The sequence below is a fragment of the Stenotrophomonas sp. P5_A8 genome (genome assembly GCF_056400545.1).
Map to the genome: position 1 here is coordinate 1 of NZ_JBFULB010000015.1, position 18,000 is coordinate 18,000.

The following is an 18,000-nucleotide window of genomic DNA, read 5'->3' on the forward strand; positions in this document are numbered from 1 at the left end:
CACAGGCGCGGGTCATCGAAGAACTGGCCGGTCGGGTAGCGGTTGCCCAGGGTGAAGGCGAAGCCGTCGTAGCTCAGCGTGCGGGAGATGGTGGCATCGGTCAGCCAGTCACCGACCTGGTTGCTCATGCCCAGGCTGAACTGGTCGGAGTACGGCACCTTCAGGTTGTTGTTCAGCAGATCCACTTCCAGGCCGGCATTGCTGGTCGAACCGACCAGCGACTGCAGGTTGCCGATACCGTTGAGCAGGTTCGGGTTCCAGTCATAGCAGGCAGCCTGGCCGTTGAGGCAGCTGCCGGTGGCCGGGTTGCGGAAGTAGACGGTCGGCTGAGGCAGGGCCAGCTTGGTGGTTTCCAGCTGCAGGTTGTCGAACAGGTCGCGGTCATACGAACGACCGGCACCACCGTGGATCACGTGCTGCTCGTCGGCGTTGATGTCATACGAGAAGCCCAGGCGCGGCTGCCAGGCATCCTTGAACGCCTTGCGGTTGTGGCCGTTGCTGATGTAGTTGCTGATGTCCAGCCCGCCCAGCGCCAGCGTATCGGCGAAGGTCTGGCCAGCGGCAGCGCGCGGGTCCTGCGAGTAGATCGCATCGACCACGGCCTGCGGGGTCACGAAGTCCAGGTAGGCCGGGGTCTTTTCGTAGTCCCAGCGCAGGCCGATGTTCAGCTGCAGGTGGTCGTTGACCTGCCAGTCGTCCTGGATGAACAGGCCGATCTGCTTGGACTTCGAACGCACTTCGCCGGACACGCCCGTTACGCCGTTCACCGGCTTGACGAACTGCGCCTTGTACGGGATGTCGGACGGGAAGTCCGGATCGCCCAGCGAGTAGGTGAACTGCGGATTGATCTGCGCCGCATCGGAGGCGTACAGGTCGATCTGCTTGTACTTGGCGCCCATCTTGATGGTGTGGTCACCGGCCCACTGGATGCCATCCAGGGTCAGGTTGTCCTCAATCGCCCAGCCCTTCTGGCCCTTCACCTGCGAATCCAGCGCCGAGGCGCCACCGATCTTCACCAGGGTACGGTCTTCGGTGCCGTCCGGCGCGGTGTAGGTGAAGCCGTTGCCCAGGGTCAGCGGGGTCGGGTTGTTGAACGAATCTTCATGGGTGAGCATCATTTCGTTGTAGTAACGCTCGCCGCTGTGGTTCCAGCGCAGCGCGTAACGACGGTCGGTGTTCACCACTTCACGGCCGGCTTCCGGCGCGGTCTGACCACTGAACTGCTGCTGGGTCTCGTCGCGGTCCTGGAAGCTCAGCTCGATGCGATCGTTGTCGGTCGGCTCGAAGTCGATCTTGGCGAAGATCAGGTCCTGCTCGAACGGCTGGCTGGCCGGGCCGAGGCCGGCGGCGGCGTCTGCCGGCAGCAGGCCGACGCGGTTGGTGACCGAGCCTTCCGGCGCGATGGTGACCGGCAGGTCGAAGCGCTTGGCTTCATAGGTCACGAAGAAGTGGGCCTTGTCCTGGATGATCGGGCCACCCAATGCAAAACCATATTCCTTCTCGGCCGACGCCTCCTTGGTCTGGCCAGCCTGACGCTCGGCCGGGGTCTTGGCGCGCATGTCTTCGTTGGTGTAACGGTAGAAGGTTTCACCCTTGAACTCGTTGGTACCGGACTTGGTCGCCGCGGTCACGGCCGCGCTGGACACCTGGCCATACTCGGCCTTGTAGTTGCCGCTGATGACCTTGTATTCGCCGATGGCCAGCTGCGGGAACGGGTTGCCGGCGCTGCCGGACTGGCCGGCCACGCCGCCGCCCTTGACGTAGCTCTTCTGGCCCACGCCGTCGATGTAGACATTGGTGCCGTCGGCATTGGTGGCACCGCCGCGCAGCGAGGTGTTGCCCTTGGCATCACGGGTGAAGATCAAGCCCGGGACCGCGTCGGCGAATTCCAGGAAGTTGCGCGACACCTGCGGGGTGGTCTGGATCTGCTGCAGGCTCACCGTCTTGCCCACTTCGGAGGTACGCACTTCCTGCAGCAGGGTCGGTGCAACGACGTTGACCGTGTCCAGGTTGGTGGCGTTGGCGGTGCTGCCGTTGGCCGGCGCGCCGCCGAAGTTCAGGGTCGCGGTCGAGGCCACGGTCACCGTCACCTTCTGGGTCTGGCCATTGGCCACGACGTCGTAGGTGCCCGGATCCAGGCCCATCAGCGAGTAGCTGCCGTCGGCGCGGGTGGTCGCGCGACGCACGGTGCCGCTGGCCAGGTTGGTCGCGGTCACTTCGGTGCCGGCGTCGGCCTGGGCAACCTGGCCGCGCAGCGAGGAGGTGGCCGACTGCGCCATCAGGCTCGGGGCGGCGCCCAGCATCAGGCAGGTGACCAAGGCGCTCGTCAGCAGGCTGCGAGCCGGCGTGCGATTGCGGTGATTGGAATACGTCATGTAAATCTCCGGGTGGTGGTGGCCGTCTTTGCGGCCCCTGTCGTTTTTTTATTACGTGGTTTTAATGCGCCACGACCAACGGTCGTGACCTACGGCTCGTTTCTGGGCTTGCTTGAGTCACGCACGATCAGGCTCGGTACAAGCGTCTGCTTGTCGCCGGCCGCTTCCGTGTTGTTGCTGTCCATCAACTGCAACAGACGCGTCATCGCCTTATCGCCGAGGTCGGCGATACTCACCTGCATCGTGGTCAACGATGGGTGAACGAAACGCGCCAGCGGAATGTCATCGAAGCCCGCCAGGGCGACATCGGCCGGTACCCGCACGCCTGCCTGCGCGAACGCATACAGACACCCCAGCGCCATCATGTCGTTGGCGGCGAACACCGCATCGGGCAGCGCACCGGCTGCCAGCAACTCCTGTCCGGCGCGATGGCCGGAGGCTTCGTCAAAGTCACCGGGCAACTCGATCCCTGCCGCATCCGCGCCGAAGGCGGACAACGCATCGCGGAAACCGCGCAGACGTTCGCGGGCATCGAAGTTGAGATCCGGACCAGAAATGAACGCGATGCGGCGGTGGCCGACATCGAGCAGATGGCGGGTCATCGCCATCGCGCCGGCATGGTCATCGATGCTCAGCACCGGATGATCCTGCTCGGGCAGATAGGTGTTGATCAGCACCGTCGGCAGCGACTGCGGCAGGTTGTCGGTCAGGAACCCGGGGCTTTCCGCATACGGGGACAGCACCAGCAGGCCGTCGACCCGGCCACGCATCGCGCGCAGCGCCGCACCCTGCTGCTCCTGGTCGCCGTGGTAGCTGGACACCAGCAGGTGCTGGCGACGCTCACGGGCGACCCCGTCGATGCCGCGCATCAACTCGGAGAAGAACTCGCCGTACAGGTCCGGCAGGACCACGCCAATGGTGTTGGTGCGCCGGCTGCTCAGGCTGCGGGCCGCCGCATGCGGGGTATAGCGCAGACGCGCAGCCACCTCCAGCACCAGCTTGCGCACCGGTTCGGCGACATTTTCGTGTCCATTGAGCGCACGCGAGACCGTGGCCACGGAGACCCGGGCTTCGCGGGCTACATCTTTGATTGTGATGGCTGCCTTGTTCACTTCGCCGCCCTCCACGGCTTAGAGATCTGGGGCTTGGCGCGGAATGTAAGCGTTTTCAATCCTGAATGTAAACACTACGTTAGGCCAATGTCGTACGGCGGTAACGCAAACCTGTCCTTGGCGGTCCCTCAGGGGACTCGCCAGGACAAGGCAGGACAAGGGTTTCAGCGGTTTTTGGCCGGGGCCTCGGCACGGATGGACAGCGCATGGATATCGGTGTCCATCATGCTGCCCAAAGCGGCATAGACGGCCCGGTGGCGCGCAAGTGGCAGCGTGCCCTCGAAGGCGGCGCTGACCACATGCACGTTGAAATGGCCGCGACCGTCGCGCGCGCCCTCATGCCCGGCATGGCGGTGGCTGTCGTCCTCCACTTCCAGCAGCTCCGGGTCCAGCGCCTGCTGCAGGGCCGCGCGGATGCGCTCGACCCGGTTCACGGCAGCACCTTGCGGAACGGGCGCACCTGCACGCGGGTGTAGACCCCGGCGGCCACGTACGGATCGGCATCAGCCCAGGCCCGGGCCAGCGCGAGCGAGCCGAATTCGGCGATCACCACGCTGCCGCTGAAGCCGGCCGGGCCCGGGTCCTCGCTGTCGATGGCCGGACACGGCCCGGCCAGCAGCAGGCGGCCCTCATCACGCAGGGCGGTCAAACGGGCCAGATGCGCCTCGCGCACCGACATGCGGGCGGCCAGAACATCGGCGCCGTCATAGCCTTCAATCACATACCACACAGGCAACTCCAGGGTTCAGCTAAACGAACCCGGCGATTCTAGCCCGCCTCGCTGGACACTGCGGGCCTGAACCCGTACTCTTGGATCCATTGCACGTGGCTGGACGCAGCAGCCCCGTCGGCACAAGGCTTCACTGCCACCCGACGACCGACCCGCTGCCCCACACCAGCACACGTAGACGACCTCCTTGTAGTTCTGTCGCTGCCCATCGCGGCGCGCCTTTGTGTTCGAAGTGTGGAACCGCGCCGACCCAGGCGTGTCATGGCCAGCCATCGTACCGCCCGGAATGCTCCGGCTGCGGGCACGGCGCGGCGACCGGTCCGTTGCAATACAGACGTCAACTTGATGACCTCCGAACTCGCGCTCGACGCGAACCCGCAAACCCGGCCGACCGCCCCACAGCAGCAGGAAATGCCGCTGGCTGTAGTGCATGGTCAACCGGTCCTGCAGATTCCGCAGGACCTGTACATCCCGCCGGATGCGCTGGAAGTCATCCTGGATGCGTTCGAAGGTCCGCTGGACCTGCTGCTGTACCTGATCCGCCGGCAGAACCTGGACATCCTGGACATCCCGGTGGCCGAGATCACCCGGCAGTACGTCGAGTACATCAACGTCATGCAGGAGCTGCGCTTCGAACTGGCGGCCGAGTACCTGGTGATGGCGGCGATCCTGGCCGAAGTGAAGTCGCGGATGCTGCTGCCGCGGCCGCCCAGCATCGAGGGCGAGGAAGCCGATCCGCGCGCCGAGCTGGTGCGGCGGCTGCAGGAGTACGAACGTTTCAAGCAGGCAGCCGAGGACATCGACAGCCTGCCCCGCCAGGACCGCGACACCAGCCTGGCCCATGCCTTCGTCCCCGACCGGGCTGCGGTGAAGCTGCCACCGCCGGTGGACCTGAAGGAAATGCTGGTGGCGTTGTACGACGTGCTCAAGCGCGCCGAGCTGTTCACCGGCCACGCGATCAAGCGCGAGGCCCTGAGTGTCCGCCAGCGCATGGGCGATGTGCTGGGCCGGCTGGAAGATGGCCGGTTCTACCGTTTTGAATCGCTGTTCACCGCCGAAGAAGGCAAGCTGGGGGTGCTGGTCACCTTCCTGGCCCTGCTCGAACTGGCCAAGGAACAGCTGCTGGACATCGTCCAGGAAGCACCGCTGGCGCCGATCTACGTCAAATCCCTGGCCGCCGGCAACACCAACGAACCGCTGCAGTTCAACAGCGAGTTCGACGACGCCGACGCCGCCAACGCATCCGACTGAGCACCCGACCCACGCATGGATCAACCGCTGATCAACCGTATCGTCGAAGGCGCGCTGCTGGCGTCCAGCCAGCCGCTGACCCTGGCGCAGCTGCAGGGCCTGTTCCCCGAAGAGGAACCGGCACCGCCGGGCAGCATCGAACGCGCGCTGGAACTGCTGCGCGAGGCCTGCGCCGATCGCGGCGTCGAGCTGGTCGAGGTGGCCTCCGGCTTCCGCTTCCAGGTCACCAACGAGGTCCACGGCTACATCAGCCGGTTGTGGACCGAACGCAAGACCCGCTACACCCGTGCCACCCTGGAAACGCTGGCGCTGATCGCCTATCGCCAGCCGATCACCCGCGGCGAGATCGAGCAGGTGCGCGGCGTGGCGGTGAGCAGCAACATCATCCAGGCCCTGGAAGAGCGCGAATGGATCCGCGTGATCGGCCACCGCGACGTGCCCGGCAAGCCGGCGCTGTTCGGCACCACCAAAGGCTTCCTGGATTACTTCGGGCTCAAGCGCCTGGACGAGCTGCCGCCGCTGTCCGAGTTGCGCGACCTGGGCGAACTGGAACCGCAGCTGCCGCTGGACAACGACGGCCAGCCCGCCGGTCGCCTGGCCGCCGGCGCAGCCACCCCGGAGGGCGCGCTGGATGCCGACGCGGCCAATGACGACACCGACCTGCCACTGGCAGGTGAAGAAGAATCGCAGGACAATTCACCCGTCGGCGCGCAGATCCCTGCCCCCGACGTTGCTGCAGAAACAGATACCGAATTCAACGCGCCGTTGTCGCCCCGCGACGACGACGCTGGAATGACCGCCCCTGATGGCGAACCCGATACCGCGCCGGGAGAGCGCGCGGCGCCCCAGAACGAAACCGAAAACAACGCCGTCGCGAAGACGACCGTGGCTGTTGACGAAGCCGATCCCGAACCAGAGGCCGACGCACCCGTCGCCGGCCGGAGCCAAGTAAATGAGTGACACCCCCCGCAAGCCGTCTTTGAACAAGCTTTCGCTCAAGCGCGAAACCGCCACCGACCAGCCCAAGCTGGAAGAACGCCTGCACAAGGTGCTGGCCCAGGCCGGCCTCGGTTCGCGCCGCGCGCTGGAACAGCGCATCGCCGATGGCCTGGTCAAGGTCAACGGTGAAGTTGCGCAGACCGGCCAGTCGATCAAGAGCGGCGACAAGGTCGAGCTGGACGGCCGTGGCTTCGTGGCCACCGCGCTGACCGAAACCTCGCGCGTGCTGGCCTACAACAAGCCCGAAGGCGAAGTGACCACCCGCGAAGACCCCGAAGGTCGCCCGACCGTGTTCGAAGCGCTGCCTGCCCTCAAGGGCGCGCGCTGGATCGCGATCGGCCGCCTGGACATCAACACCACCGGCCTGCTGCTGGCAACCACCGACGGTGAGCTGGCCAACGCGATGATGCACCCCTCCTACGAGGTCGAGCGCGAGTACGTCGTACGCGTGCGTGCACCGGAAGGCGAAGAGAAGGTGCCGGACAACATCGTCGACCGCCTCGCCCGTGGCGTGGCGCTGGAAGACGGCCCGGCCAAGTTCGACGAGATCGAACTCATCGGCGGCACCGATTCGCACGACTGGTTCCGCGTGGTCGTCAAGGAAGGCCGCAACCGCGAAGTGCGCCGCCTGTGGGAATCGCAGGGCTGCCAGGTCAGCCGCCTCAAGCGCACCCGCTACGGCAAGGTCAGCCTGCCGCGCGAACTGCTGCGTGGCCAGTCGGTCGAACTGCCGGCCAAGCAGGTCGAGGCGCTGCGCGCCGAACTGAAGCTGGAAGAAGGCGCGCCGTCGGCGCTGACCCTGCAGCCGGTGATCGGACAGCGTCGCGCGGCCAAGACCACCGTGCGCGTGTCGCGCGATGGTGCCCGCAGCAATGCCTACGTCAACGGCCACAACTCGGCCGATGAAGGCCGCGAACTGCGTCGTTTCGACAACGTGCGCGAAGAGCGCGGCCGTGGTCGCGGTGGCAAGGGCGGCGGCTTCAAGGGCGGCCTGACGGTCAGCGGCGAAGCGGCGGCCAAGCAGTCGCAGCGTCCGTTCAAGGCGCGCCCGGACAAGGGCAACCGGGCACTTCCCGAAGGCAACCCGGCCGCGTTCCGCAGCTGGTATGTGCCCGACGGTGTGAGCACCGGTCCGAGCGGCCACCGCAATGCCGGCCCCGGCGCAGCCCGTGGTCCCGGCGCACGTGGTCCGGGTGCCGGCGCAGGTGCCGGCGGCCAGGGTCGCCCGTACGGCAAGCCGAAGGGCCCCGGTGGCGCAGGCGGCCCGGGGCGCGGCAGCTATGGCGGCGGCGCTGAAGGCCGTGGTGGCTATGGCGGCGGTGGCGGTGGCGGTGGCGGTGGTTACGGCGGCGAGAATCGCGGCGGCGAAAGCCGTGGCGGCTACGGCGGCCAGGGTCGTCCGGCCGGCGCAGGCGCCGGTGGCAACCGGGGTGGCCAGGGCGGCCAGGGTCCGTCGCGTCACCCCTACGGGCATCCGGGCAATGCCCCGAGCTTCCCGTCCGACCACGCCAATCCGGGCGTCAGCCCCTACGGCAGCGCGCGTCCGGCCGGTAATCGCGGTCCCGGTGGCCCGGGTGGTCCCGGTGGCAACCGCGGTCCGGGTGGTCCGGGCAGCCGGGGCCCGGGTGGCGCCAGTGCACGCGGCCCCGGCGGTCCGGGTGGCAATCGTGGTCCGGGCGGTCCGGGCGGCAACCGTGGGCCGGGCGGTCCCGGTGGTCGCGGTCMCGGCGGCCCGGGCGGTCGTCCCGGCGGCAGCCGGGGTCCGGGCGGCGGCGGTCACCGTGGCGGCGGCCCGCGCGGCGGCTGATCACTGATACGCTGAGATCAAAAAACCCCGGCTTCGGCCGGGGTTTTTTGTGGGGCTGCGCCGCCGAAACGGGTAGAGCCACCCCATGGGTGGCTCCGCGTAATGCCAGACACATCCGGTAGAGCCACCCCATGGGTGGCTGCACGTCATGCCGGACGGTGGTGCAGCCACCCATGGGGTGGCTCTACCGTCAACGGCGCTCGATCGTGAACTTGCCCAGGCCCACGCCCAGGTCCCAGCCCTTGCCGGTACCAGCCAATGCCAGCGACACGTCGCCCTTGGTCATCACCTGCGCGTTGCTGGATTTGTCCGCGCCAGCATGCGCTTCCACCGACGCATAGGAACCGATCAGGTCATCCAGCGAATACGCGCCGGAGAACTTGCCCTTGCCATCGACGATCTTCGACTTGCCCACGGTCAGCCCGCCCCCCTTGACGGTGATCTTCACCGGGATGCGCGCGCCGTTGTCGCAGCTGATGGTGCCGGTACCGGAGGCGGTCTTGTACAGCACCGACCAGCCGGCCAGGTTGTAGTGCAGTTCGCAGTCGATGTTGCCGGCGGCCTGTGCCGCCGGAACCGCGGAGATACCCGCCAGTGCGATCAATGCCAGGGAGAACTTCTTCATGCGATCCGCTCGTACTCAGTGGGTGACGAGGCGAATCTAGCAGCGGCCGCGTATGGCCCGGATGAGGCCACACGCCGCCATCAGGCGACCGTTCAGCCAGCGTCGACTGGACCATCCAGGGTAAACGCGTCGGCATCGAGCATCGCCGGGAAGCGGGCGCGGTGCGCGGCCAGTGCGGCGGACGAAATGGTGGTGGTGACCACCTGCTCCACCTCGCGCACTTCCACCTGCGGCTGGCCGAGGAAATCGATCACCGCGCTGTCGCCGGCGTAATGCAGCGCGTTGCCGTCCACGCCGACCCGGTTGACCGCGGCGACATAGCAGAGGTTCTCGATCGCACGGGCGCGCAGCAGCGTGCGCCACGGATACGCGCGGGCCGAGGGCCAGTTGGCGACGAAGATCTGCAGGTCGAAATCCAGCTCGCCCGGGCGCTCCACGTCGAAGCGGTTGCGGCAGAAGACCGGGAAACGCAGGTCGTAGCAGACCTGCGGGTTGATCCGCCAGCCCTTCCATTCCACGCTCACGCGCTCGCTGCCGGCGGCATAGCGCAGGTGCTCGTTGCCGTAACGGAACAGGTGGCGCTTGTCGTAATGCTGCACCTCTCCGTCCGGGGTGGCCCACAGCAGCCGGTTGTAGACGCCCTGCCCCACGCGCAGCTGCACGCTGCCGGTGACTGCCGCGCCCAGCAATGCCGCCTGCTCGCGGATCCAGGCCACGGTCGGCCCGTCCATGTTTTCGGCCTTGTCGATGGCCTCGTTGGAGAAACCGCTGGTGAAGGTTTCCGGCAGGATCACCAGGTCAGTCTGTCCGGCCAGCGGCGCCAGCAGCGCGCCGTAGTGATCACGGTTGCCGGCCGGATCATGCCAGCGGGTGTCGCCCTGGACCAGGGAGATGCGCAGGTCGCCGCGTTCGATGGCCGCGCCCATCACAGCACCTGCAGGCGTGCGATCGCCGCGTCCAGGGTGGCGTCGTTCTTGGCAAAGCACAGACGGACCAGGCGCTGGCCCTGCGGCGCGGTCTCGTAGAACGGCGACAACGGAATGGCGGCCACGCCCTTTTCAATGGTCAGCCACTTCACGAATTCATGGTCGGGCAGGTCGCTGATCGCCGAATAATCCACCAGCTGGAAGTAACCGCCCGGCACCGACAGCGGGGTCAGCCGGGTGGTCAGCAGCTGCTCGCGGAAACGGTCGCGCTTGGCCTGGTAGAACGCGCCCAGCTCCAGGTGATGTTCGGGCTCGTCACGGATCATCGCGGCGAAGCCGTACTGGGCCGGGCCGAAGCTGGTGAAGGTGTTGTACTGGTGCACCTTGCGGAACTCGGCGCTCATCGCCGGCGGTGCGATCGCGTAGCCGATCTTCCAGCCGGTACAGTGATAGGTCTTGCCAAAGCTGGAGATCACGAACGCGCGCTCGCGCAGTTCCGGGTAGCGCAGTGCCGATTCGTGGCGGCGGACGTCGTAGATGATGTGTTCGTAGACTTCGTCGGAAATCAGGTAGATACCGGTGCCGCGCAGCACGTCGGTCAGCGCCTGCATGTCATCGGCGGTCAGCATCGCCCCGGACGGATTGTGCGGGCTGTTGACCATCAGCAGACGGGTGCGCGGGGTGATCGCCGCGCGCACGCGGTCCCAGTCCACGGCGAAGGTCTGCGGGTCCAGCGGCACATGCACCGCACGCGCGCCGGCCAGGTCGATGGCCGGCTCGTAGCAGTCGTAGGCCGGGTCGAGCACGATCACTTCCTCGCCGGGGCGCACCACGGCGTGGATGGCGTTGAAGATCGCCTCGGTGGCGCCACTGGTCACGGTGACCTCGGTGTCCGCATCCACCTGCGCGCCGTACAGGTCCTGCGCCTTCTGCGCGATGGCCTGGCGCAGCGGTGCCACCCCGGTCATCGGCGGGTACTGGTTCAGCCCTGCCTGCATCGCCTTGATGGTTTCATCGAGCAGCCGCTGCGGTGCGGAGAAATCCGGAAACCCCTGGCCCAGGTTCACGGCGCCATGCTCGGCGGCCAGCTGGGACATCACGGTGAAGATGGTGGTGCCCACCTTGGGCAGCTTGGTTTGCGGTTGCATCGGCAGGATCGAAGAAGAGATGACGAAGCGTCAGTGTAGACGGTAGGTCCCCAGCGTTGGTGGGTGCCCCCCTGCGCCCATTACACTGTCCGCCCTTTCCGGTGCAAAGATCCCGCCCCTTGAACGCTCCTGCGTTGCTGGCCGCCCAAGGCCTTGGCTTCAGTCGCAACGATGAGCCGGTCTTCGGCCCGCTCGATTTCCACATCGATGCCGGTGAAGCGCTCCTGGTACAGGGCGACAACGGCGCCGGCAAGACCACCCTGCTGCGGGTGCTGGCCGGGCTGCTGCGCGCCGATACCGGGCAGGTGCAGATCGACGGGCGCCCGGCCGGGCACAAGGAACGGTCGCAGTTCGTGGCCTACCTGAGCCACCTGCCGGCGCTGAAGGCCGATCTGGACGCCCTGGAAAACCTGCATTTCCTGTGCGGCCTGCACGGCCGGCGCTCGCGCCAGATGCCGGGCAACGCGCTGGCCATCGTCGGCCTGGCCGGCTACGAGGACACCCTGGTGCGCCAGCTGTCGGCCGGGCAGAAGCGGCGCCTGGCGCTGGCACGGATATGGCTGTCGCCGGCACCGCTGTGGCTGCTCGACGAACCCTACGCCAACCTGGACCTGGACGGCATCAACCTGGTGAACCGGATGATTTCCGCACACCTGCGCAGCGGTGGCGCGGCCCTGGTCACCACCCACGGCGCGTATGCCGCCCCGCCCGTGCAGACCCGCCTGCTCAGCCTGGGAGCGGCGGCATGATCGCGCCCGGCACTGAACCCGGCCTCTGGCAGACCGCGCGGGCGCTGGTCCGACGCGATCTCAAGCTGCTGTGGCGCCGCCGCGGCGATGCGTTGCAGCCGTTGATGTTCGCGGTGCTGGTGGTGGTGCTGTTTGCCTTGGCCCTGGGCCGCGAGCCGCAGTTGCTGGCCCAGGTGGCCACCGCCGTGCTATGGCTGGCGGTGCTGCTGGCTGGCCAGTTGTCGCTGGATTCGCTGTTCCGCAGCGACGCCGAGGACGGCTCGCTCGAGCAATGGCTGCTGGCCCCGGTGCCGCTGGCCTGGCTGGTGCTGGTGCGGGTGCTGCTGCACTGGGCGACCACCGCCCTGCCGCTGATCATCATGGCGCCGCTGCTGGCCGAAATGCTGCATCTGCCACATGACCAACTGCCCATCCTGCTGGCATCGTTGCTGCTGGGAACGCCATTGTTGAGCCTGATCGGTGGCGTGGTTGCCGCACTGACCGTGGGCATCCGGCGCTCTGGTATTCTCGTGGCGTTGCTGGCGTTGCCGCTGTACGTGCCGGTGCTGGTGTTCGGCGCAGGCAGCGTGGCGGCAGCGGCACGCGGGCAGGATCCGGTCGGTGCGCTGCTGTTGCTCGGCGCCGGGCTGGTGGCGGCACTGGTGCTCGCGCCGCTGGCCACTGCGGCGGCGATCCGGATTTCACTGCATTGAGCCATCGTCCACTGCACCATCGTTTCCAGCGTCATCGTTCAACAAGCCGCTCCATGTCCGTTGAATCGTCGCCCTTCGTTGGATAACCACCGCCGTATGCATCCGATTGTCCGCTGGTTCCACCAAACCGCTTCGCCGCCCACCTTCGACCGCTTTGCCGCGCGCTGGTCGCGCGTGTTCTACGTGGCGGCGGTGCCGGTGCTGCTGATCGGGATCTGGCAGGGCCTGTTCGTGGTGCCACCGGAGCAGAGCCAGGGCGACGCCTTCCGCATCATCTACATTCATGTGCCCAGCGCGTGGATGAGCCTGTTCGTGTTCGCGCTGATGGCGCTGTACGCGGCCATCGCGCTGGTCTGGCGGATCAAGATCTGCGAGATCCTGGCGATGGCCTGCGCGCCGATGGGCGCCGGCTTCACCCTGATCACCCTGCTCACCGGCAGCATCTGGGGCAAAAGCACCTGGGGCACCTGGTGGGATTGGGACCCACGCATGACCAGCGAACTGATCCTGCTGTTCCTGTACCTGGGCGTGATCGGCCTGTATTACGCCATCGAGGATCGACGCAGCGCCGCGCGCGCGGCCGGCCTGCTGGCCATCGTCGGGGTCGCCCTGCTGCCGGTCATCCGCTATTCGGTGGACTGGTGGGGCGGGCTGCACCAGCGCCAGTCGATCAATGTGTTCGGCGACAACGCGGTCCGCCCGGAACTGATCGCGCCACTGTGGTGGATGGTGGTGGGCACCAAGCTGTGGTTCGCCGGTTCGCTGCTGGCCAAAGCACGTGCCGACAACCTGCTGCGCGAGGCGGGCAAGGCGTGGGTTGGCGAGCGTATCGGCAGCGGTGACGCCACCGTTGCCCGGGAGCTGCCGCAATGACCCACCTGCCCTTCATCATTGCCGCCTTTGCGGTGTTCGGGCTGGTGCTGTGTTGCGATGCGTTCGGTTCGTGGCTGCGCCTGCGCCTGGCACGCTGGCAGGCCCGGCATCGCCAGCAGCGGCTACAGGCGCGTGCCAAGCCGCCGAGCAGCGCCATGCCCGCCACGGAGTTGAGCCGATGACCCCGGTACAGCGCCGCCGCATGATCTGGGTGCTGCTGTTGCTGCTTGCCTCGGGGTTGGCCACCACGCTGGTCGCCTTCGCCCTGCAACGCAATATCGCCTACCTGTACACGCCGGCCGAGGTGCTGCGCGGCGATGTCGATCCGCAGTCGCGGTTCCGCCTCGGCGGGATGGTGGTGAAGGGTTCCTTCCAGCGCGCCAGCGGTTCGCTGGAAGCGCAGTTCGTGGTCACCGATGGCGATGCAACCCTGCCGGTGAGCACTTCGCGGATCCTGCCGGACATGTTCCGCGAGGGCACCGCCGTGGTTGCCATGGGCCGGTTGCAGGACGGCCGCTTCATTGCCGATGAAGTGCTGGCCAAGCACGACGAGAATTACATCCCCAAGGAAGTGGCCGACAAGATGGGCCAGGCGCACACCAAGCACGACGTGCCCGTGACCGCACCCGAGGTGCGCTGAGTGCTGCCCGAGCTGGGGCAGATCCTGCTGGTGGCGGCGCTGCTGATGGCCTTGCTGCAGGCGGTGCTGCCTTTGTGGGGGGCGCAGCGCGGTTACCCGGCGTGGATGGCCGTAGCCCGGCCGGCCGCCTACGCGCAGCTGGTGCTGCTGCTCGGGGCCTTTTGTGTGCTCACCGCGGCCTTCGTCACCCAGGATTTCTCGGTGCGCTACGTCGCCGAAAACTCCAATTCGCTCTTGCCGCTGGCCTATCGCTACTCGGCGGTATGGGGCGCGCATGAAGGCTCGCTGCTGCTCTGGGCGCTGGTACTGGCGCTGTGGAACGGTGCGGTGGCGCGCTGGTCGCGGCAACTGCCAATGGTGGTGCTGGCGCGGGTGCTGGGCGTGCTCGGCATCATCGGCGTGGGCTTCCTGGCCTTCCTGATCTTCACCTCCAACCCGTTCGCGCGGCTGCTGCCGGCGCCGCTGGAAGGCCACGACCTCAACCCGCTGTTGCAGGATCCGGGACTGATCATCCACCCGCCGATGCTGTACCTGGGTTACGTCGGCTTTGCGGTGCCGTTCGCCTTCGCCATCGCCGCACTGCTCGAAGGGCGCGTGGATGCACGCTGGCTACGCTGGACCCGGCCCTGGACCAATGTGGCTTGGGGCTTTCTCACCCTGGGCATCGCACTCGGCAGCTGGTGGGCCTATTACGAGCTGGGCTGGGGTGGCTGGTGGTTCTGGGACCCGGTGGAGAACGCCAGCTTCATGCCGTGGCTGGCGGGCGCGGCGCTGATCCACTCCCAGGCGGTCACCGAAAAGCGCGGCAGCTTTGCCAGCTGGACGCTGCTGCTGGCCATCGCCGCGTTCGCGCTGTCGCTGCTGGGCACCTTCCTGGTGCGCTCGGGCGTGCTGACCAGCGTGCATTCGTTCGCCGCCGATCCTTCGCGCGGTACCTTCATCCTGATCTTCCTCGCGTTGGTGATCGGAGGCGCGCTGCTGCTGTACGCGCTGCGTGCCGGCGCGCTGGGCAAYGATGACCCGCGGCGCGGTTTCATGCCGATCTCGCGGGAAACCCTGCTGCTGGCCAACAACCTGCTGCTCGCCGCCGCCTGCGCGATGGTGCTGCTGGGTACGCTGTACCCCCTGCTGGCCGATGCGCTGGGGCTGGGCAAGGTGTCGGTGGGCCCCCCCTACTTCGGCACGCTGTTCCTGCTGCTGATGGCACCGCTGGTGGCACTGCTGCCGTTCGGCCCGCTGGTGAACTGGCAACGCGACCAGGCCTCGCGCACGCTGGCCATGCTGGCACCGTGGGCGGCGCTTGCGCTGCTGCTGGGCGTCATCGCCTACTTCATGGCGCCGCAGGGCGCGCTCAAGACCGCCGCCGGGGTCRCCGCCGCGGCGTGGGTGGCCTTGGGCACCGCGCGCTTCGTGTGGACGCGCCTGCGCGGCAACGGGCGCTTCAACGCCGAGATGGTGGGCATGCTGCTGGCCCACGGCGGCGTGGCGGTGTTCCTGGCCGGTGCGTTGCTGGTGGAAGCGCTGAACGTGCAGCGCGAGGTCGCCTTGTCGCCGGGGCAGTCGCTGCAGGTCAGTGGCTACGAGTTGCGCTTTGAAGGCGTGGACCACCAGCAGGGCCCCAACTACAGCGCCGACCGTGGCCATGTGCGGGTCATGCAGGGCGATCGCCAGATTGCCTTGCTGCACCCGGAAAAGCGCGCCTACGCCAGTGGCGGGCAGATGATGACCGAGGCCGGCATCCACGCCCGCCTCAACGGCGATATCTACGTGGCGCTGGGCGAGCCGCTGGGCAACAATGCATGGGCGGTGCGCGTGCACGTCAAACCCTTCGTCCGCTGGATCTGGCTGGGCGCATTGCTGATGGCACTGGGCGGCTTCGTCACCGCCGCCGACCGCCGTTTCCGTCGTCCCTGAGTATTGGAGTTTCCCCGTGTCCGATCCGCGTCCCGCCTCCCGTCCCCTGCCGCCCGTGGCCATCGTCATCGGCGTACTGTTCTTCTTCGGGCTGCTCGGGCTGATGGTGTACGGGGTGATGAAGTCCGGCGCGCCCGATCGCGATGTGCTGCCCTCGGCACTGATCGGCAAACCGGCCCCGGCCTTCATCCTGCCGGTGCTGCACGACCCGACCATCAAGGTCAGCAGCACCGAACTGCGCGGCGCGCCGTACGTACTCAACGTGTGGGGCAGCTGGTGCGCGGCCTGCCGCGAAGAGCATCCCATCCTGACCCGTTTCGCCGAGACCAAGCGGGTGCGGGTGATCGGCTACAACTGGAAGGACGAACCGGCCGATGCGCTGCGCTGGCTGGAGCAGCTGGGCAATCCGTTCGTCCTGGTGCTGACCGACCTCGAAGGCCGCACCGCCATCGACTGGGGCGTGACCGCGGCGCCTGAGACCTTCCTCGTCGATGCCAGCGGCGTGGTGCGCTGGAAGTACAGCGGCGCGCTCAGCCAGCGCGTCATCGACACCCAGCTCATTCCCGAACTGGCCAAGGTGGAACGCGCCAATGCCAATACCCAGAACCGCCTGCCGGCCGCGCCGTAATCTGCGCTGCGGCCGCCTGCTGCGCGGCGCGCTGTTGGCCACGGCGCTGCTGATGCCGCTGGTGGCGCTGGCCCAGGCGGTCTCCGACCCGACCCCGTTGCACTACCGCGATGCCGCCGAAGAGGCACGCTTCCATGCGCTGGCCGCGGAACTGCGCTGCGTGCAATGCCAGAACCAGTCACTGGCCGATTCCAATGCGCAGATCGCCCATGACCTGCGCCGTGAAGTGCTCGCGCTGATGCAGCAGGGCCGCGACGACGCGCAGATCAAGCAGTTCCTGGTCGACCGTTACGGCGAGTTCGTGCTGTACCGGCCGCCGATGGATGCGCGCAACAGCCTGCTGTGGTTTGGCCCGGCGATCTTCCTGCTCGGCGGTGCCGGCGTGATGGTGTGGGTGGTGCGTCGGCGCAGCCGGCAGATCCAGCCGCTGGATGACCGGGGGGAAGGCTGGTGAGCGCCGTCCTGCCGATCCTGGCGGCGCTGGCCGCCGCCCTCGTCGCGGCGCGGGTGCTGTGGCCGCTGCGCAGTGCAGGACGACGCGCGCCGTTCATCGCCATGGTGCTGGCCATCGGCGCCGCAGCAGGCGCGCTGTATCTGCTGGTGGGCACCCCGCAGGCCGCCGTGCAGATTGCCGACGCGCGCGAGCCGACCACGCTGCGTGATGGCGTGGCGGAGCTGCAGCAGGCGCTCGCGCGCGATCCACAGCGCGCCGATGGCTGGGCCCTGCTCGGCCGCTCGCAACTGGCGCTGGGCAAGCTGGCCGAGGCCAACGCCGCCTATGCGCGGGCACTGCAGCTGGCGCCGGATGAGCCCGCCGTACTGGTCGAAGCCGCACAGGCCCGCGCCCAGGCCAACCCGGGCAAGCAGTTCGACGACACCGCGCTGCAGTGGCTGCGCCATGCACAACAGATTGCCCCGGACAGCGACCGCGCCGGCTGGCTGATCGGCATCGCCCTGCGCCAGCGCGGGCAGGACGCCGAGGCTGCGGCCACGTGGGAAGCCTTGCTGCCGCGACTGGATCCGCCCGCTGCAACGGCCCTGCGCGAGCAGATCGCGATCGCCCGCGCGAAGGCCGGTGTTCCTGCGGGTGCAACCGCACCCGTGGCGGCCGCATCGAGCCGCCAGGGACTGATCGTCACCGTCGCACTGGACCCCACGTTCGCCGCACGCGCAACGCTGCCCGGCGACGCCAGCGTGTTCGTGATCGCCCGCGTGCCCGGCGGCCCGCCGATGCCGGTGGCGGTGGAAAAACACGCGCTCGGCGACCTGCCGCTGCGGGTGACGCTGGACGATGCGGACAGCCCGATGCCGACCCAGCCCTTGTCCGCGCTGCAGGAGGTGGAGGTGTTCGCGCGCGTGTCCGCCTCCGGACAGGCTAACCGCCAGCAAGGCGACATCGACTCGCCGCTGGTCCGCGTGCGCCTGCCGCATGACGGCCCGGTGCCGCTGGTGATCGGCACGCCGTGACCGCCGCCGCGATGCAGCGTGCCGTCACTGACACGGCGTACCGTCCGGACCCGGCTAAAATGCG

The 18,000-nt window shown here is 67.8% G+C and carries 19 protein-coding genes; 12 read left to right on the top strand and 7 right to left on the bottom strand.

What is annotated here, in order from left to right:
* The 4 genes from AC1DQP_RS02245 to AC1DQP_RS02260 all read right to left on the bottom strand — a co-directional run.
* A partial coding sequence (locus AC1DQP_RS02245) for a TonB-dependent receptor (protein ID WP_478051030.1) occupies nucleotides 1-2,375 on the bottom strand: 2,375 nt, incomplete at its 3' end.
* 89 nt (nucleotides 2,376-2,464) lie between these two features.
* Nucleotides 2,465-3,502: a LacI family DNA-binding transcriptional regulator gene (locus AC1DQP_RS02250; RefSeq protein WP_256775593.1), complete on the bottom strand. Its 1,038-nt coding sequence runs from the start codon at nucleotides 3,500-3,502 to the stop codon at nucleotides 2,465-2,467.
* A 149-nt stretch (nucleotides 3,503-3,651) separates the two neighbouring features.
* Nucleotides 3,652-3,921 carry a BolA/IbaG family iron-sulfur metabolism protein gene (locus tag AC1DQP_RS02255; protein WP_256775594.1) on the bottom strand — a complete coding sequence of 90 codons (270 nt, stop codon included), beginning with the start codon at nucleotides 3,919-3,921 and terminating at the stop codon, nucleotides 3,652-3,654.
* Nucleotides 3,918-4,217, bottom strand: a complete 300-nt coding sequence (locus AC1DQP_RS02260) for a YciI family protein (RefSeq protein WP_256775595.1) — start codon at nucleotides 4,215-4,217, stop codon at nucleotides 3,918-3,920. Before AC1DQP_RS02260 ends, AC1DQP_RS02255 begins: the two co-directional genes overlap by 4 nt.
* 345 nt (nucleotides 4,218-4,562) lie before the next feature.
* Between AC1DQP_RS02260 and AC1DQP_RS02265 the strand changes: the two genes are divergently transcribed.
* From AC1DQP_RS02265 to AC1DQP_RS02275, 3 genes are read left to right on the top strand one after another with little or no spacing between them, the layout of a single operon-like run.
* Nucleotides 4,563-5,468, top strand: coding sequence for a segregation and condensation protein A (locus AC1DQP_RS02265; RefSeq protein ID WP_256775596.1), 906 nt, complete (start codon nucleotides 4,563-4,565; stop codon nucleotides 5,466-5,468).
* Nucleotides 5,469-5,483: 15 nt separating this feature from the next.
* Entirely contained in the window at nucleotides 5,484-6,428 is a 945-nt protein-coding gene (scpB, locus tag AC1DQP_RS02270) for an SMC-Scp complex subunit ScpB (RefSeq protein ID WP_478051031.1), read from the top strand.
* Nucleotides 6,421-8,274, top strand: a complete 1,854-nt coding sequence (locus AC1DQP_RS02275) for a pseudouridine synthase (protein ID WP_478051032.1) — start codon at nucleotides 6,421-6,423, stop codon at nucleotides 8,272-8,274. Before scpB ends, AC1DQP_RS02275 begins: the two co-directional genes overlap by 8 nt.
* A 190-nt stretch (nucleotides 8,275-8,464) precedes the next feature.
* Here the strand turns inward: AC1DQP_RS02275 and AC1DQP_RS02280 are convergent, their stop codons facing one another.
* The 3 genes from AC1DQP_RS02280 to AC1DQP_RS02290 form a co-directional block, all read right to left on the bottom strand.
* Entirely contained in the window at nucleotides 8,465-8,899 is a 435-nt protein-coding gene (locus tag AC1DQP_RS02280; RefSeq protein ID WP_256775599.1) for a hypothetical protein, read from the bottom strand.
* A 92-nt stretch (nucleotides 8,900-8,991) separates the two neighbouring features.
* On the bottom strand, nucleotides 8,992-9,825 hold the full coding sequence (locus tag AC1DQP_RS02285; protein ID WP_457319386.1) for an amidohydrolase: 834 nt from the start codon (nucleotides 9,823-9,825) through the stop codon (nucleotides 8,992-8,994).
* On the bottom strand, nucleotides 9,825-10,973 hold the full coding sequence (locus tag AC1DQP_RS02290) for a pyridoxal phosphate-dependent aminotransferase (protein ID WP_457319387.1): 1,149 nt from the start codon (nucleotides 10,971-10,973) through the stop codon (nucleotides 9,825-9,827). Before AC1DQP_RS02290 ends, AC1DQP_RS02285 begins: the two co-directional genes overlap by 1 nt.
* A gap of 119 nt (nucleotides 10,974-11,092) precedes the next feature.
* On the opposite strand from AC1DQP_RS02290, the gene ccmA reads away from it, so the two are divergent.
* The 9 genes from ccmA to AC1DQP_RS02335 all read left to right on the top strand — a co-directional run bounded on the left by ccmA (nucleotide 11,093) and on the right by AC1DQP_RS02335 (nucleotide 17,936).
* On the top strand, nucleotides 11,093-11,722 hold the full coding sequence (gene ccmA / locus AC1DQP_RS02295; RefSeq protein ID WP_256775603.1) for a heme ABC exporter ATP-binding protein CcmA: 630 nt from the start codon (nucleotides 11,093-11,095) through the stop codon (nucleotides 11,720-11,722).
* Nucleotides 11,719-12,414: a heme exporter protein CcmB gene (gene ccmB / locus AC1DQP_RS02300; RefSeq protein ID WP_478051033.1), complete on the top strand. Its 696-nt coding sequence runs from the start codon at nucleotides 11,719-11,721 to the stop codon at nucleotides 12,412-12,414. The genes ccmA and ccmB overlap by 4 nt, the downstream gene beginning before the upstream one ends.
* Before the next feature lie 96 nt (nucleotides 12,415-12,510).
* Nucleotides 12,511-13,287 (top strand): heme ABC transporter permease CcmC, encoded by a 777-nt coding sequence (ccmC, locus tag AC1DQP_RS02305; protein WP_457319389.1) that lies wholly within the window; start codon nucleotides 12,511-12,513, stop codon nucleotides 13,285-13,287.
* Complete coding sequence (locus AC1DQP_RS02310) at nucleotides 13,284-13,469, top strand: heme exporter protein CcmD (RefSeq protein WP_478051034.1); 186 nt, start codon at nucleotides 13,284-13,286, stop codon at nucleotides 13,467-13,469. The genes ccmC and AC1DQP_RS02310 overlap by 4 nt, the downstream gene beginning before the upstream one ends.
* Complete coding sequence (ccmE, locus tag AC1DQP_RS02315) at nucleotides 13,466-13,927, top strand: cytochrome c maturation protein CcmE (protein WP_256775607.1); 462 nt, start codon at nucleotides 13,466-13,468, stop codon at nucleotides 13,925-13,927. Before AC1DQP_RS02310 ends, ccmE begins: the two co-directional genes overlap by 4 nt.
* On the top strand, nucleotides 13,928-15,841 hold the full coding sequence (locus AC1DQP_RS02320) for a heme lyase CcmF/NrfE family subunit (protein WP_478051035.1): 1,914 nt from the start codon (nucleotides 13,928-13,930) through the stop codon (nucleotides 15,839-15,841).
* Between the two features lie 46 nt (nucleotides 15,842-15,887).
* Nucleotides 15,888-16,469 carry a DsbE family thiol:disulfide interchange protein gene (locus AC1DQP_RS02325; RefSeq protein WP_457318230.1) on the top strand — a complete coding sequence of 194 codons (582 nt, stop codon included), beginning with the start codon at nucleotides 15,888-15,890 and terminating at the stop codon, nucleotides 16,467-16,469.
* Nucleotides 16,470-16,521: 52 nt separating this feature from the next.
* Nucleotides 16,522-16,923, top strand: coding sequence for a cytochrome c-type biogenesis protein (locus tag AC1DQP_RS02330; RefSeq protein WP_457318231.1), 402 nt, complete (start codon nucleotides 16,522-16,524; stop codon nucleotides 16,921-16,923).
* Nucleotides 16,917-17,936, top strand: coding sequence for a tetratricopeptide repeat protein (locus AC1DQP_RS02335; protein ID WP_457318232.1), 1,020 nt, complete (start codon nucleotides 16,917-16,919; stop codon nucleotides 17,934-17,936). Before AC1DQP_RS02330 ends, AC1DQP_RS02335 begins: the two co-directional genes overlap by 7 nt.
* The last annotated feature ends 64 nt before the right edge of the window (nucleotides 17,937-18,000 follow it).

Coding starts and splice junctions, on each gene's coding strand:
- AC1DQP_RS02265 (WP_256775596.1), top strand. CDS start 4,563: ATGACCTCCGAACTCGCGCTCGACGCGAACCCGCAAACCCGGCCGACC.
- scpB (WP_478051031.1), top strand. CDS start 5,484: ATGGATCAACCGCTGATCAACCGTATCGTCGAAGGCGCGCTGCTGGCG.
- AC1DQP_RS02280 (WP_256775599.1), bottom strand. CDS start 8,899: ATGAAGAAGTTCTCCCTGGCATTGATCGCACTGGCGGGTATCTCCGCG.
- AC1DQP_RS02285 (WP_457319386.1), bottom strand. CDS start 9,825: ATGGGCGCGGCCATCGAACGCGGCGACCTGCGCATCTCCCTGGTCCAG.
- AC1DQP_RS02290 (WP_457319387.1), bottom strand. CDS start 10,973: ATGCAACCGCAAACCAAGCTGCCCAAGGTGGGCACCACCATCTTCACC.
- ccmB (WP_478051033.1), top strand. CDS start 11,719: ATGATCGCGCCCGGCACTGAACCCGGCCTCTGGCAGACCGCGCGGGCG.
- ccmC (WP_457319389.1), top strand. CDS start 12,511: ATGCATCCGATTGTCCGCTGGTTCCACCAAACCGCTTCGCCGCCCACC.
- AC1DQP_RS02310 (WP_478051034.1), top strand. CDS start 13,284: ATGACCCACCTGCCCTTCATCATTGCCGCCTTTGCGGTGTTCGGGCTG.
- ccmE (WP_256775607.1), top strand. CDS start 13,466: ATGACCCCGGTACAGCGCCGCCGCATGATCTGGGTGCTGCTGTTGCTG.
- AC1DQP_RS02330 (WP_457318231.1), top strand. CDS start 16,522: ATGCCGCTGGTGGCGCTGGCCCAGGCGGTCTCCGACCCGACCCCGTTG.